The following is a 12,848-nucleotide window of genomic DNA, read 5'->3' as shown; positions in this document are numbered from 1 at the left end:
CCACCGCTCATCGGCGTGTCACCGCCATAGTTGGGCGCGCCGAAGCCGCCGCCGCCTATGCCGCCAAGGCCGCCACCCATCATGCCGCCGAACCCGCCGCCGCCGTTCTCCATCATGCGGCTCATCATCGGCCCCATGGTCTGCATCAGCATGGCGAAGCGGCGCTTGCCCATCTTCGCCTTCATCATCTCCAGCATCGGCGCCATCTGGGTCATCATGTCCTCGCCGCCGGCACCGCCGCCACCGAGGAATTGCGCCTTTGCCGGCACGCTCGAGATCGAAAACAGCAGCAGCACGGCGGCCGCCTGGCAGATCACCTTGTCCGCACCTCTCATGGCATGCTCCTCACGTGCGTGGCGCTGCCGGGAGAGCATAGCCAACCGGACGCACGGGGGCATGGTTACGGCCGGCGAGGGCAGGCTTCTGTGAGACAACTCACAGTGAATGATCCGGCGGCCGCCAGCGTCGGAAGTCCTTCCGGGGCGGCTCGAAGAGCCGAACCCGGAATCTAGAGATTCCGGGGCTGGTGCTACGCGCCATCCCGGAATGACGGCATTTGTGCTGCGATGGCCTGCGCCTCACACACAAACCGCCTCGACATTGTTTCCGTCGGGATCGATGAGGAACGCCGCGTAGTAAGTCGGGCCATAATCTTTGCGCGGCCCGGCGCCGCCGTTGTCACGCCCGCCGCTCTTCAGGCCCTCGCTATGAAACGCCTTGACCGCGTCATGATCCCCGGCGCGGAAGGCGATGTGGATGCCGTCGGCCTTCCGGCCCTTGTTCAGGTGCAGCCACAGCGCCGGCTCGCCCTTTGGCCCGAAGCCGGCATAGCCATCGCCGCTCGAGCACAGGACGTAACCGAGCGGCGCCAGCACCGCGGTGTAGAAACGTGTGGCGGCGTCGAGATCGGCAACGCGCAATCCGATGTGGTCGTACATGTTCGTCTCCATTGCGAAAAGCGCGCCGCGGATGGCACGCGCCGGAGACGACCCTAGTCAGTTGAGGGCGAGACGCTCTTGGAGAATCTTGCGCTCCCCTTTCGACGCCTGCCGGAATTTCGTCGGCGACACGCCTGCGGCGCGATGAAACGTACGGACGAAGATGGAGAGATCGCCGAAGCCGACGTCATAGGCGATGTCGGTGACGGCGATGTCGTCGTCGGCGAGCCTGCGCGCGGCGTGCCGCAGCCGCGAGCGCACCAGATATTGATGCGGGGTCACGCCGAGCACGCGCGAGAACAGCCGCAGGAAATGAAACGGGCTGAGGCCCGCCTGCTTTGCCGCTTGCTCGAGGTCGAGCTCCGCATGCGAGTTGTCGTCGATCCACAGCGCGGCTTCCACCGCGCGGCGGCGGTCGCGTGCGGTCGGCGTCGCGGGCTTGCGCGCTTTACCCGAGACGATTTCGACAAACCGGCCCGCGAGGATCTGGCCGATCTCGTCGAGACCGAGGTCGCTGTTGCCATCTGCCGCCGTCTGGGCCAGCTCACCCAGCACCATCAGCTCAGGCAGCGGAGGCGTCGCGCCGATTTGCCAGGCATCGCGCCGTCCGCCGAGGGAATCGACAAGCTCCTCGCCGAGAAAGAACGACAGGCAGACGTCGCCAGACACATGCTCATGCGTGCAGGTGTATTCCTCGCCGGGGGCGCCGACCAGCATCGAGCCCGCCACCAGCTCGAAGAAACCGGCACGGCAATGGCAACCGAAGCTGCCGGAGCGGACATAGGCGATGGAGTGGCCAGTGCGGCACTCGGCAAACGGCCTTTCGTCCGGCCCCGCATCGCAGCGGAATTGGGAGACGGTCATCGACGGCGTCGTCAGCAGGGTGGTCGCGTCCATCCGCGTTATCTAGGTGGGCGCGCGGGGCGGAGCAACCGGGAGCAGCACCTCGAACAGCGTCTTGCTGGCGACGGGATGGGCGCCGTCCAGCGCCAGCAGCCGGCGCTTGGAGATCACGCCGCCATAGGGCGAGAGCCGGTCGGCATAATTGCCTGTTTCCAGCACCCGGTGACAGGGCACGATCAGCATGAAGGGATTCTTCGCAATCGCCTGCGCTACGGAATATGCCGCGCCGGAGGCACCCAGCGCCCTGGCGACCTCGGCATAGGTGCGCGTTTCCCCGCGGGGAATGCTGCAGGCGAACTCGTAGACGCGCCGATTGAAACCGGGCACCCCGCTGGCGTCCAGGCTGACCTCGGAAAAATCCGGATCGCCGCCTTGCAGCAGGCCTGTGATGCCTTCGATCGCAAGCTCGGCGTTCTCAGATGGGCGCTGCTCGCGCGCCTCGGGATGAACCCGAAAAATCCGCCGGCGGGTATCGATCTCCCGCGCCTCCGGCAGTTGCACGGCGACCACGCCGGTGCTGCTCCAGATGATGCCGCAGCGCCCCAGCGCCGTGTCGAATATCGCGTACGCCCGCCCCGCCATGCACACGCCCCACTCAGTGCACGTTTCGCCCAGACATCAGATCATAACACCGCCACAATCCGGCGCACCTGGAATCTTTCCAGGACATAACAAGCGTCCGGGCCGCGGCGCCAAAGCGCTTGGCGGCAGACGCCGTCTCGGCTAATCAGGAGGGGCGTGAGGCGCGCATCTCGCGGGCGTAGTTCAATGGTAGAACGGCAGCTTCCCAAGCTGCATACGAGGGTTCGATTCCCTTCGCCCGCTCCAATACTTAGCCGGGTTTCGGGTTAAGGTTTTGTCGGCGGTTTTGCTGCTTTTGTTCATTCTCTGGCCTCAAGCTTCCTAATCAGAGCCTTAATCGCAGCCGAGCGGCCGACATAACGTCGGATAATTTTCTCGACCGATTCTTCCTGCCAAGCCAACATCTCCGCGATCTGGCGCATGCTGAGGCCTGCGATGTAGAATTTTGTCGCGGCTGTTCCCCGCAAGTCGTTGAAATGAAGATCCTGGTCCGACATGCCGGCGTCCATCTTCGCTTTGTTGAACGAGCTGCCGAAGCCGTCCGCAGTCCAAGGTCGCCGCTTGCTGCTGGTCAGGATCGTCGTCGCTCGCTTCGGGATACGCGCCAGGACTTCTCGGAGGGGGCCGTAAAGGGGAATGATTGCCTCCCGGCGATGCCTGCTCTTACCGGTCGTGAGCACGATGGCCTCAGCTCCGACATGAGACCAAGACAGGCGTAGCAGGTCGCCAAGCCGCAAACCTGTATGTCCTGCAAGATCGACGGCGTGCGCGATCTCGATCGAACAAGAGGTCTTGAGCTGCGCAATGTCGGCGTCCGTCCATATGATCTCTGAGCGATCGTTGCTGTAGAGGTGCTTGATGCCTTCGCAGGGATTACCCGCAATCTTGCCAAGCTCCACAGCATGTGCGCAGACGCGCGAAAGCACTTGCAAAGCATAGTCGGCTGTTCGCGGCGTTTCGGCCCACTTGGCGCGCCAGCGGCGTATGACCGGACGAATCTTCTCCGGACGATCGAACTGGGCGGTTCGGAGTCCACCAAAATATTCTGCGATGCGATCAAGCCACTTGCCCCATTGATCGCGCGTCGAGTCAGCAAGCTTTTTGTAATCCGCGCTTCCTTTGTAGTCGGCTACGATGAAGCGAAAGCGGTTCTTGTCCGGTGTGCGCCGCTGCTCGATAGCCTCGTTGTACGACTGCATGAATTCGGGTGAGCCCGGCGTTCCAGCCAGACGCGGTCCTCCACGCCACGCATAGTAGTATGTGTGACCCTTCGAACGGACCTTGGCCACCCCTCTTAGCTCAACCTTCAACGTGACCCTCCTCAAACTCTCTCAGTTCTTGATCCAAATCCTGGTCGCCGAGCGCTTCAGAGGAGCTGTCACCCGTATTCAGTCTGAAGAATCCATTTGGAAGAAAATCGACGCTGCGCACAGGTACGCCCGCGGCTGTGACTGCGCGAATGGCGCGCGTCACGTCTCGCTGTTTGAATGTGCAGGCACCTCGCGTCACCGGGAGCTCTCAATCGTAAATAGTTCTGCGCCCGTTTATGCTCCTCGATTTTGGGATCGCTTCGCAATTGGCTGAAAAAAATTTTTGTCTGGTATTTCCGAAGACGGGCTTTTTCTCGCTTTTTCTGCGAATCGCTTGCCTTTGCAGGTGAGCTGCAAAGCGCTCTGAAACATCGCTCGTCGAGCCGCCGTGCGTCCGTGCATAACGTCTGTACGGTTGTGTATGTGAGGTTGGCAAATATCTTCACGTCAGAAAGACGTCCTTGTAAAAAACGATGATTCCACCGTCGAGATCTTTCTCTAGCCGTTGAAAATCCTTGCGTATTACATTCGTCTGAAGTCGCAGAATCCCCCCCATCCAAGAGGATGATCGAATTACACGCTGTGTGTTGCAGTCTGTATTACAGAGAGACTTCTGGAAAATTCTTCCGAGAATTTTTGGACAGTAGGCGTAGGGGAGGGGTCTCCCACAACAGGATGGTTTCGCAGCAACTAGATGGTCTTTAGTACCCGGCCCACCTGACCGGCAGACCACGTCCCTCCACGGCTGGCGGCGATCGACATTCGATTGAGCTCGCTGGCGATGGACCGTAGCGAGCTTACGCCGCTTGCTTGGAGTGCTTTGATCGTTGGTATCAAATCGGCTGCTCTGTTCGCAGCTTTTCTGGAGCGGGCCGAACGAGCTTTGGAGCAATCGGCTGCCGTACCGGGCCGGCCCCTATATCCCCCGAGCTTGACCCCCCTGGCCTTAGCCGCTGCCAGTGCAGAGCGGGTTCGCTCCGAGATCATGCGTGCCTCGTGCTCCGCCACCGCTGCCAAAATGTGAATTGTCAGCCTGTTGACCGTCGGATGATCGACAGCTTCGAAATCGACGCCAGCCTCCATTAGGTTGGAAACGAAGGCAACATTCCTTGCGAGGCGGTCGAGCTTTGCAATGATTAGAATGGCTTTGTGCAGCCGGCAGGCAGCTAGCGCTTCGGCGAGCTTGGGACGGTCCGTGCGTGTTCCGCTCTCAATCTCGATGTATTCCGCGAGCAAGGGAGCGAAACCCGCTAGGCGATCCTTTACGGCCTTTTGCTGGGCTTCTAGACCCAGCCCGGACCGCCCCTGGCGCTGAGCGCTGACTCTGTAATACGCAACATATCGAAGTCCGCTCATCCTGCCCCCGTGACGTTTTGTGCAACCCCGGATGCATAGATTGTTTCAGACAGGATTCACCGCTACAAAATCACGTTTTTTTACAGGAGTACCTCATGCTTCTACGGGACGCTGTATTCGCTTGGACGCCGGTGAACTTCCCCGGAAAGGCCACGAGCGGGCAGATTAGGGTTGGACCTTTAGACGGGTCTAGATTTTGGAAGGTGAGCTACGCATTCACAAGAGGAGCAGACATAGCCTATTGGAAGGATTTCTCAGACGAGAGGCGACTCTTTGAGATGCTCTTCTTTTTTAATCTCGCCGTTACCCGCGATGGGCTGGCCGTATCGGTTGTCCACGACGCATTTAAGGGGATCGATGAATACGAGCGAATGCACTCAGTGGGCGATGACGACTAGGGATCGCTCGGAAACGTAAAGCGGCTACCAAATTCCGTGCGGGGAAGCATCTGTCGCCGTCTCTCACGCACATCTTCAATGCCGATCTTTGCTAGGTCGCGGTAGTTCTGAAAGGCGGGCTCACGGTACCGCTCTAAAATGGAGCGGTATTGTTCGTCCGCGATGTTGAGGCAGCCAGACTTTAAAGCGGCGTCCGCTAAGGCACGACGAAATACGATAAATGATTCCCGCCGCAGGCTGACGACATTGTTTTTATCGAGCGCTTCTAACAAATTAATGCCCGCACTGTATCTGCGGTAACGCTCCAGCCAGTCATGTTCGGGATCGTGAGAGGTGCGGCAAGCTTTCTCGCTTCTAAAGTAGAGGATCAGCTGCGTGCCGGAAGTCTGAACATCCCTATGGATATCACCAACGGCCCGCCCAGCTGTCATTTCGTCCCGGGCGTCTGCTCCCCTAAGTGCGGAGAGAAACGCTGCGAGGATAATCACCGGCCAAAAAGGTCTCATCACCCGCACCGTAAGACAGATCTGTACCAGAGCAGATTATATACTAAAATATATGGTCAGCAATCTCGCACTGGCCTCGCATGTCCGAATGGACGTGCGCCGAATCGTTGGTCTAAATGTTCGCAGGCATCGCCTTGAGGCTGAAATCTCACAGGAGGAATTGGCCGCACGCATCGGTGTTGAGCAGTATTACGTGAGCGGTTTGGAAGCCGGCAAGCGCAATATCACCATTGTTACCTTGTGGCGCTTAGCGATGGCTTTGAGCGTCGAGGCAGCTGAACTCGTAGCACGCGGCGTTCACCGGCCGCAAATACCATCGAAGACACGGCCTCGCGGTAAGGTGCGGTGATTGCAGGTACCTGCAATTTCGGCCTAGTTCGCCTTTCTTAACCGGGCGACCAATTGCAACCCCATGCTCGTAATTGAGGAGCCAAGTTTTGTCTGACATCGTCCCTTTCAAAGAGACAATCGTGCCGCTGGAGCGTTCTGACGATCCTCGGTCGAAGGATCTCAGCAAGCGTATTGAGGAGATCAGGCTTGACCCAGAGAAGGAGGCGGAGATCGCCGCGAAAGCGGGCGGCAAAATCATCCGCGATAAGGTGCTCGGGGCGTTTGTAATAGGGCAGGTCGCGCAGGCGGTTCTGACGTGGAACGAAAATGTTGACAAGGAAATCAAGTCCGCCAAACGCGAGATCCTTCTTGGTGCTTACCTAGACAAGAGCGATCAAAACGAAGCTGCGATTGATCAATTGAAGAGGTTCATTACCGATCCGCGAGGGAATACCTTATTCAATAAGCTCATACGCATTCTCGACGACAATCCACCCGACCCAGAGCTGACGGCTCACCTAAGCTCGGCTTTGAAGCACATGTCGGAAACAGCATTCGAAAGATTGTTTGAAGAACATAAGTATGCCCTGTCCCAAATCGAGCAACTCACGCCGCAGTCCCTCACTCTGCTGAGCGACCATGGCGACTGGCCGCCAATGAGGTTAACTGGTGCTCTCAGCACGTCAGGCGCATCCGTGAAGTCGGACTGGCTCCAAGATTTTTGCGACGCTTATGCTTCAAGTAAGGGAGTTTCGGATCGAGCGCTAACCAACAGGCTGCATCACTCCCTCGTCGACTTGTTCAATAAGCGTTTCATTACAGCGAAGCTGTTGGGATCAGTCGAGAACCGCAAAGCAAGCTGTGTCCTAACGCAGGTAGGCTTATCGATTGTTGCGTACCTCGATCCTGGATATCGATCGGCTCGCTCGCCATGAGCAAACGAAGAGCTATCGAAGAAACTTCAGCAATTGTCTTGAGACGTGACCTGCCTCATTAATTTCGCATTCCCACAGCACGAGAACACGCCAGCCCTCCCGCCTGAGTTCACGCTTAACGCGACTATCGCGAGCAACATTCCTGTTGAACTTCTCAACCCAGTATGATGCCCTTGTTGTGGGTGTCGACGCCCGATGGCACTGAATATGGCGATGCCAGAAGCAGCCATGCACGAAGATAACCGCTCGATATTTCGGAAAGACCAGGTCCGGAGAGCCCGGTAAATTTGATCGATTGACCCGAAACCTAAACCCCAGCCGATGCGCGATCGACCGGACGCGCAATTCTGGCTCCGTCCCCGTTCGGCGTACCCTCGCCATTAGCGCGGACCGTTGCTCGGTGGACAGGTGATCGGACCGGCGTTGCCCTTTGAGTTTGATGTTCGGCATCGTATGTTGGCCCGCACGCATGCGTTGTGCCGGCAGTTTCGGGGGCCGGTGGGGGGCTTCTATCATGTCAGACCTAAGTCCAAAAGAACCAGCTGAAGTTCCAGGCGAGGATGAGGCTATCGCCTCAATTGCGCCTGCAACGCCAGACTTCAGCAAGCCCAATGACTTCAAAATGACAATACAAGGCGGGGTCCTGGAGAACCTGGGCATCCGCATGTACACAAAGCTTGGTAAGGTCCTCGTTGAGTTCGCAGCAAATGCGTACGATTCGGACTCGCCGTTTGTTGATATTGTGTTCGATCCGAATGCGATCGCGACGGCGCGCGAAACAGTTCGGGCAGCTGCTCTTGCCCGCTTAGCAGAGGAGAGTAAATCGGCAGCGAAATCGGCAGGGCGACGGCCACGGCGGAAAGCCCATGTCATCACGGATCCTTTGCCTGACGCAGTGACCATCATAATTCGGGACCACGGCCACGGAATGACCGCGCAAGAGATGGCCGCGCGATTTCTGCCTCTGAACCGAAACCGACGAAAAGAATCGACTGGGAGCGAGGAGAGCGATTTCTATTCAGAGGCGGGAAAGCGCCTTGTAATGGGTCGCAAAGGGATTGGGAAGTTATCCGCATTTGGGGTTGCCAGCAGAATGGTGATTCGATCAAAGCGGGCGGCACAGCCCTATTGGACTGAGCTTGATCTGTCAGCCGGCAGCCTTATGGTCACTGAGAACATCAGCAATGTGCCAATTCCGCATGCCTATATCGAAGCCATAGCAGCTGATGTGCCTAGGCACGGGACTGAGATTACCCTGACCGGGCTGCGATGCGATTCGATGAATTTTACTGTTGCCGAGATCGAAGAGGTGCTGAGCCAGACCTTCTATCCGATCAGGCCCGAAGAGTTCGATATCCGTATCAACGAGAACGCGATTGTTAGAGTAGAGCCTCCGCTGGAATTTTGGTATCCGCCTGAGATGCCGCGCAATGCAATGGCGGAAGGCTCAGTGACTGATCCCGACTGGGGCAGCATTTCATTCCGATATCGCGTGCAATTCCGCGAGAACAGCCTGCCTGCCGACAAACGAGGCGTCTACCTGTACTCAAAGAAGCGTCTCGCAATGGAACCGACATTGCTGGGGCTAAATACGGGCATGCATAACTTCATGGCCCATCAGTACATGGAGTGCATCGTAGAGTCCGACGACATAGATAATCTGAATATCGACATTATTGGTACCAATCGTTCAAGTGTCATCCAGAACAGCGATCTGGTTAGAGCGTTCTTGGAACGAATAACGCAGATCATGAAAGATGCCGTCAACGCTCACAGCGGTTTTCGAGACAAGAAAGCGGACGAAGAAATTGAAACCGCTCCGCAAGCCGACGAGTTGAGGCGTATCCTCGGCACAATTGCCCCCAGCCAAAGGCGAAACGCCAGATCTTTGGCGAGGAGCTTTGTTAGCAGGTTCGGCGCCGCGTCAGATGAGTTCAAATATTTGACGCCGTTGATCATAGGCACAGCCAACGCTGGCGAGATATTGATTGAACTCATCAAGGTTTCCAATAGTGCTGAGAGCGTCGCCGAGATTGCGCCAAAGCTAATTGAACTTCGCGAGATTGAGCGCTCGGACGCGATCAAGCTTTATCAAGGTCGGCGGAACGGAATAAACGGTCTTCAACGCATTGTGGAGATGAGCGTTGAAAGCTGGGGGAAAGGCCCTCATCAGGAGGAGGAATTACACCATCTCCTTAAGGCGTCGCCGTGGCTCATTCGGCCTGATTTGACTGGCTATATTTCCAGTAATGAAGGAATGACACGGGTTCTGGACCGTCTCGCGAAGGAGCTCGGAATCGATCGTTTCGCCGACCCAAAGGAGATCAGTCCGCCTCCATCGAAAAGTGATACGCCGGACGATGAAGAATTGAAGAAGACGAAAAGGCCGGACTTGGTGGCGCTGCTTGGAGATGGGGACCATCCTAGCCGGGTATTTGTGGTCGAGTTGAAAGCGCCCACTTTGGCCCTGAGGATCGAACATCTACAGCAACTGCGAACATACATGCGTAAGGTTCGAGAGTTCTTCGAGACTGCATATGCGCAGACCGGTTATCGAGTTGCGGTCGAAGGGGCCCTAATCGGCACTATGCCGAAGCCGGATACAAAATCTGATCCTCAACGCGATCTTCTAGATGAAATCAAGAATCGAGGACCGAATACGGAATGGGAAGTGATAAGTCTGACCGAAATGCTACGCAGGACAGGTCGCGTTCATTCGGAGATGTTGGAGATTCTAAAGACGGAGGCTGACGTGGAGTCATCTGCCGACCAATCGTCCGCGCCTGCCGAAGCTGAGAGCCTCAACGAATTGCAGGTACCTGCAAAGGAGCCGCATGACTCGCAGCAATGAGAGTCTGTGAAATTGTCGGAATCGCCTGATGGGGAAGCCTAGCGAAGTAGGTTTGATACTGCACGAGCGACGGCGGTGGCCAATTTGATCGGAACGCCGTTGCCAATCTGCCGAGCAACGGGATACGGGCGTCCCTCGAAAATCCAGTCGTCAGGAACGTCCTGAAGCCGCGCGCCTTCGCGTAATGATAGGACTCGGTCCTCCGTTGGATGCAAATATCGGCCCTTCGAAGGGTTTTGAAACGTGCATCGGATTGTATTTGCCGGCTCTTCAGGATCAATTCTTCCCCATGCGTCTGTGGCGTTGCAGCCGATCTTAAACCAAGACGGCGGGCAAAGAGACGGATCCTTAGCCAGGATGTCGCGGCGGTCACCCCGTGGCGGGATGAGTTGCAGCCTCTTCGCGGCGATGCCAACCGGTCGCGGCCAAATATGCATCGGGTCATTTGCACGGAGCGGGCGCCTTTTGTCGAACAGAATATCTCCGGCAGAAACGCACTTTCCCGAGCGGCGAGGCGCAGCAATCGGGCTCGCTCGCGAGGCTACGGTAAACGCTCTGCGCCGACGCTGTGGGGTGCCGTAATCTGACGCGTCGAGCTCCCAGACGGCGATGTTAAACTTTAGCTCTCGCAGGGCACGAGCCAACTTCGCCCAGTGTGGCGAGGTGACGAAGGGAGGTACATTCTCTATGACTACGACTTGGGGCTTCACCACGCGTATCCATGGGAGGATGGCCAAACTTAGCTCATTCCTCTCGTCGCTCGGGTCACGTCGGCCGAGCGTACTAAAGCCTTGGCACGGCGGCCCGGCAATCAGGACATCCGCGCGGGGGCCGGGCTGTAGGTCGGTCACCGAACCTGCGACAATGCACTCTGAAACGTTTCGGCGATAAGAGGCGGCAGCCTCTTTCGCCATTTCTACTGCGACAACCGGTCTAAAACCGGCCTTCATCATCCCAGCGCTAAATAGGCCGGCACCGCTGAAAAGATCTACGAAGGTACCCGACACAACGCGAACCCGATTGAACCCAGTTTGACTCAAAATGAACGAACGCCGTAAAGGCGGGGTTATCCAACATGCCTAAGAGACTATTAAGACGAGTTGACGTCACCCTTGCAGGCGCCTGCAAAGCTTCGAGACGTGTTGACGCTTACGCAAAGGATAAGAACTTAACTCCTAATGGAGATATCCGCTCGTGACGGCGTCGCGAAGCCGACGCCGCTCCTTGCTTCACTGCTAAGCCTCTTCTTTCTTAGATCTATGCTCTTCGTGGGGCTCTCCGTTTTCAGAAAACTGAACCCTATTGTGCGCGCGGAGGATGGGCCGCGCTTCACCCAAGCGCTCCACTCTAGCGACACTATCTCGACAATATTGGTGAGGTTCTTCTGTCCTCGGCGCGGACGCTCGGTGATTTTTAGGTGCCCCAACCGGCGCGCTTCATGCAGGGCGGTCTGAACGGTCGTCCGGCACACTCCCGCAAGCGCTGCAATCTTATCAATGGGCCAGTCACAGATTCCATGCCGTTTTACTTCGAAGGAGATGATGCAAAGAACCGCGCGCTGGCCTTCGGTGTAGTGATGTCGAAGATTGTCGGGCAGTGCACCAGAGCCAGCAAGTCGCCGCCGGCGGTCCCGAGACGCCTTCCTATCGGGAGATCGAGGATGTCGACGGGGTCGGAAGCGCGATAAACGCCGACGCACTTGGTCTAGCGGCCCGGCTCCGGTATTGGTGCTTTTGGACGATCGTCGCGACTGGACGTAGAATTGAAGGTCATGGGCTTCGTCTTCGGTTAGACCACCGTCAGAGAAGCTTTCCCAGATAAGCCGGCCTATTTCGTCGAGCTGCGCTGGCGTTTCACACAATCCGATGCTAGCTCGGAAAGACAATGCTGCAAGGACCGTTGGGGCTTGAGGGTTTTGCTTTGGCGATGTAACCGCTTGATCGCGTTGAGCACCGTTAGAAGCTTTTTTGTAGATAAGCTGTTGTAATTCTTCGGAAACGTACAGCTTCCCAAGCTGCATACGAGGGTTCGATTCCCTTCGCCCGCTCCAAGTTTTCGATCCGACCACTATATGGTAGGCTCAAGCCATGGTCAGGACACTCGAACAAGCGATTGCGCAAATCTCCCGATTACCGGCCGCCGATCAGGAAGAGATTGGCCGGAAATTGCTTTCGCATGTCGAAAAGCTCGGCGCCCTTCGGTCTGAAATCGACCGGGGCATCCATTCGCTCGATGCAGGCAAGGGCGAGACCCTGAACATGGAAAAGTTTCTTCGCGAAAAGAACTCACGGCATGGTGGAGCATAGGCTTCCGGTCATTTGGTCACCGGAAGCTGTCGAGGATATCGATCGCCTTTGGGATTATTACGCCGACGCGGCAGGAACCGGGACCGCCGACAAGATATTGCGCGCGATCGGGAAGGCCGTCACCCTCATCGAGGATTTCCCCTTCGCGGGGCGGGCACGCGATGAAATCCGGTCAGGCTTGCGTTCGCTGGCCGCCGCTCCGCAAATCGTCTTCTACCGCTTGAAGGATGACCGGGCTGAGATGCGAGTGCTCGATGGCAGGCAGGATATCGAGGCGATCTTCTCCAATGAGAAAAATGGGTAGGCAGAGGGTTAATGCCTGGCGGAGCCGAATCCGTCCGGGTGGCGGTGCCGTCCAAGATTCTAATATGTTCGCCTCAGACATCCGGGATTCATGGCGCTCCGTAGTAAGCTCGATCCGTGTTCGGTACGA

15 protein-coding genes and 1 tRNA gene are annotated in these 12,848 nt (G+C 57.3%); 7 read left to right on the top strand and 9 right to left on the bottom strand.

Translation table 11 applies throughout. The features are described 5' to 3' along the window. From JHD07_RS14340 to JHD07_RS14325, 4 genes are all read right to left on the bottom strand, one after another. On the bottom strand, window positions 1-335 hold a 335-nt coding region (locus JHD07_RS14340; protein ID WP_291623183.1), incomplete at its 3' end, for a hypothetical protein. Window positions 336-578: 243 nt separating this feature from the next. Beyond that, complete coding sequence (locus tag JHD07_RS14335) at window positions 579-938, bottom strand: VOC family protein (protein ID WP_291623181.1); 360 nt, start codon at window positions 936-938, stop codon at window positions 579-581. 57 nt (window positions 939-995) lie between these two features. Next, window positions 996-1,835: an AraC family transcriptional regulator gene (locus JHD07_RS14330; RefSeq protein WP_291623179.1), complete on the bottom strand. Its 840-nt coding sequence runs from the start codon at window positions 1,833-1,835 to the stop codon at window positions 996-998. Window positions 1,836-1,844: 9 nt separating this feature from the next. Next, window positions 1,845-2,423 carry a methylated-DNA--[protein]-cysteine S-methyltransferase gene (locus tag JHD07_RS14325; RefSeq protein ID WP_291623177.1) on the bottom strand — a complete coding sequence of 193 codons (579 nt, stop codon included), beginning with the start codon at window positions 2,421-2,423 and terminating at the stop codon, window positions 1,845-1,847. 172 nt (window positions 2,424-2,595) lie between these two features. Between JHD07_RS14325 and JHD07_RS14320 the strand changes: the two genes are divergently transcribed. Then, window positions 2,596-2,669: transfer RNA gene (locus tag JHD07_RS14320), tRNA-Gly, on the top strand. Window positions 2,670-2,722: 53 nt separating this feature from the next. Here the strand turns inward: JHD07_RS14320 and JHD07_RS14315 are convergent. Together JHD07_RS14315 and JHD07_RS14310 are read right to left on the bottom strand one after the other, a co-directional pair. Next, window positions 2,723-3,622, bottom strand: coding sequence for a tyrosine-type recombinase/integrase (locus JHD07_RS14315; protein WP_291623175.1), 900 nt, complete (start codon window positions 3,620-3,622; stop codon window positions 2,723-2,725). Window positions 3,623-4,423: 801 nt separating this feature from the next. After that, window positions 4,424-5,089, bottom strand: a complete 666-nt coding sequence (locus JHD07_RS14310) for a recombinase family protein (protein WP_291623173.1) — start codon at window positions 5,087-5,089, stop codon at window positions 4,424-4,426. A 95-nt stretch (window positions 5,090-5,184) separates the two neighbouring features. Here JHD07_RS14310 and JHD07_RS14305 point away from each other — a divergent pair, with 95 nt between their 5' ends. After that, window positions 5,185-5,487 (top strand): hypothetical protein, encoded by a 303-nt coding sequence (locus tag JHD07_RS14305; protein ID WP_291623172.1) that lies wholly within the window; start codon window positions 5,185-5,187, stop codon window positions 5,485-5,487. On the opposite strand, the gene JHD07_RS14300 is transcribed toward JHD07_RS14305, so the two are convergent. Continuing rightward, window positions 5,484-5,993, bottom strand: a complete 510-nt coding sequence (locus tag JHD07_RS14300) for a hypothetical protein (RefSeq protein WP_291623170.1) — start codon at window positions 5,991-5,993, stop codon at window positions 5,484-5,486. The genes JHD07_RS14305 and JHD07_RS14300 overlap by 4 nt on opposite strands. A 52-nt stretch (window positions 5,994-6,045) precedes the next feature. On the opposite strand from JHD07_RS14300, the gene JHD07_RS14295 reads away from it, so the two are divergent. Both JHD07_RS14295 and JHD07_RS14290 read left to right on the top strand, forming a co-directional pair. Beyond that, the gene (locus JHD07_RS14295; RefSeq protein ID WP_366864483.1) at window positions 6,046-6,342 is read left to right on the top strand and encodes a helix-turn-helix transcriptional regulator; all 297 of its coding nucleotides are present in this window, start codon (window positions 6,046-6,048) and stop codon (window positions 6,340-6,342) included. A gap of 88 nt (window positions 6,343-6,430) precedes the next feature. Beyond that, complete coding sequence (locus tag JHD07_RS14290) at window positions 6,431-7,258, top strand: hypothetical protein (RefSeq protein ID WP_291623168.1); 828 nt, start codon at window positions 6,431-6,433, stop codon at window positions 7,256-7,258. Window positions 7,259-7,270: 12 nt separating this feature from the next. On the opposite strand, the gene JHD07_RS14285 is transcribed toward JHD07_RS14290, so the two are convergent. Beyond that, the gene (locus JHD07_RS14285) at window positions 7,271-7,639 is read right to left on the bottom strand and encodes a very short patch repair endonuclease (protein ID WP_291623191.1); all 369 of its coding nucleotides are present in this window, start codon (window positions 7,637-7,639) and stop codon (window positions 7,271-7,273) included. Window positions 7,640-7,772: 133 nt separating this feature from the next. On the opposite strand from JHD07_RS14285, the gene JHD07_RS14280 reads away from it, so the two are divergent. Next, window positions 7,773-10,109: an ATP-binding protein gene (locus JHD07_RS14280; RefSeq protein ID WP_291623165.1), complete on the top strand. Its 2,337-nt coding sequence runs from the start codon at window positions 7,773-7,775 to the stop codon at window positions 10,107-10,109. A 38-nt stretch (window positions 10,110-10,147) separates the two neighbouring features. On the opposite strand, the gene JHD07_RS39780 is transcribed toward JHD07_RS14280, so the two are convergent. Then, complete coding sequence (locus tag JHD07_RS39780; RefSeq protein WP_366864480.1) at window positions 10,148-11,116, bottom strand: DNA cytosine methyltransferase; 969 nt, start codon at window positions 11,114-11,116, stop codon at window positions 10,148-10,150. A gap of 1,080 nt (window positions 11,117-12,196) precedes the next feature. Here JHD07_RS39780 and JHD07_RS14275 point away from each other — a divergent pair. Beyond that, on the top strand, window positions 12,197-12,415 hold the full coding sequence (locus JHD07_RS14275; RefSeq protein WP_291623163.1) for a hypothetical protein: 219 nt from the start codon (window positions 12,197-12,199) through the stop codon (window positions 12,413-12,415). Beyond that, on the top strand, window positions 12,402-12,719 hold the full coding sequence (locus JHD07_RS14270; RefSeq protein ID WP_291623162.1) for a type II toxin-antitoxin system RelE/ParE family toxin: 318 nt from the start codon (window positions 12,402-12,404) through the stop codon (window positions 12,717-12,719). The genes JHD07_RS14275 and JHD07_RS14270 overlap by 14 nt, the downstream gene beginning before the upstream one ends. The last annotated feature ends 129 nt before the right edge of the window (window positions 12,720-12,848 follow it).

Origin of the sequence: Bradyrhizobium sp. (genome assembly GCF_016462955.1) — a bacterium.
Classification (GTDB): domain Bacteria; phylum Pseudomonadota; class Alphaproteobacteria; order Rhizobiales; family Xanthobacteraceae; genus Bradyrhizobium.
The sequence above is the reverse complement of the archived record's forward strand: the minus strand, read 5'-3'. Positions and strand labels throughout refer to the sequence as shown.

Bases quoted from the DNA above. Each gene is read 5' to 3' on its own strand.
- JHD07_RS14335 (WP_291623181.1), bottom strand. From the start codon at position 938: ATGTACGACCACATCGGATTGCGCGTTGCCGATCTCGACGCCGCCACA.
- JHD07_RS14330 (WP_291623179.1), bottom strand. From the start codon at position 1,835: ATGGACGCGACCACCCTGCTGACGACGCCGTCGATGACCGTCTCCCAA.
- JHD07_RS14325 (WP_291623177.1), bottom strand. From the start codon at position 2,423: ATGGCGGGGCGGGCGTACGCGATATTCGACACGGCGCTGGGGCGCTGC.
- JHD07_RS14315 (WP_291623175.1), bottom strand. From the start codon at position 3,622: ATGCAGTCGTACAACGAGGCTATCGAGCAGCGGCGCACACCGGACAAG.
- JHD07_RS14310 (WP_291623173.1), bottom strand. From the start codon at position 5,089: ATGAGCGGACTTCGATATGTTGCGTATTACAGAGTCAGCGCTCAGCGC.
- JHD07_RS14305 (WP_291623172.1), top strand. From the start codon at position 5,185: ATGCTTCTACGGGACGCTGTATTCGCTTGGACGCCGGTGAACTTCCCC.
- JHD07_RS14300 (WP_291623170.1), bottom strand. From the start codon at position 5,993: ATGAGACCTTTTTGGCCGGTGATTATCCTCGCAGCGTTTCTCTCCGCA.
- JHD07_RS14295 (WP_366864483.1), top strand. From the start codon at position 6,046: ATGGTCAGCAATCTCGCACTGGCCTCGCATGTCCGAATGGACGTGCGC.
- JHD07_RS14285 (WP_291623191.1), bottom strand. From the start codon at position 7,639: ATGGCGAGGGTACGCCGAACGGGGACGGAGCCAGAATTGCGCGTCCGG.
- JHD07_RS14280 (WP_291623165.1), top strand. From the start codon at position 7,773: ATGTCAGACCTAAGTCCAAAAGAACCAGCTGAAGTTCCAGGCGAGGAT.
- JHD07_RS14275 (WP_291623163.1), top strand. From the start codon at position 12,197: ATGGTCAGGACACTCGAACAAGCGATTGCGCAAATCTCCCGATTACCG.
- JHD07_RS14270 (WP_291623162.1), top strand. From the start codon at position 12,402: ATGGTGGAGCATAGGCTTCCGGTCATTTGGTCACCGGAAGCTGTCGAG.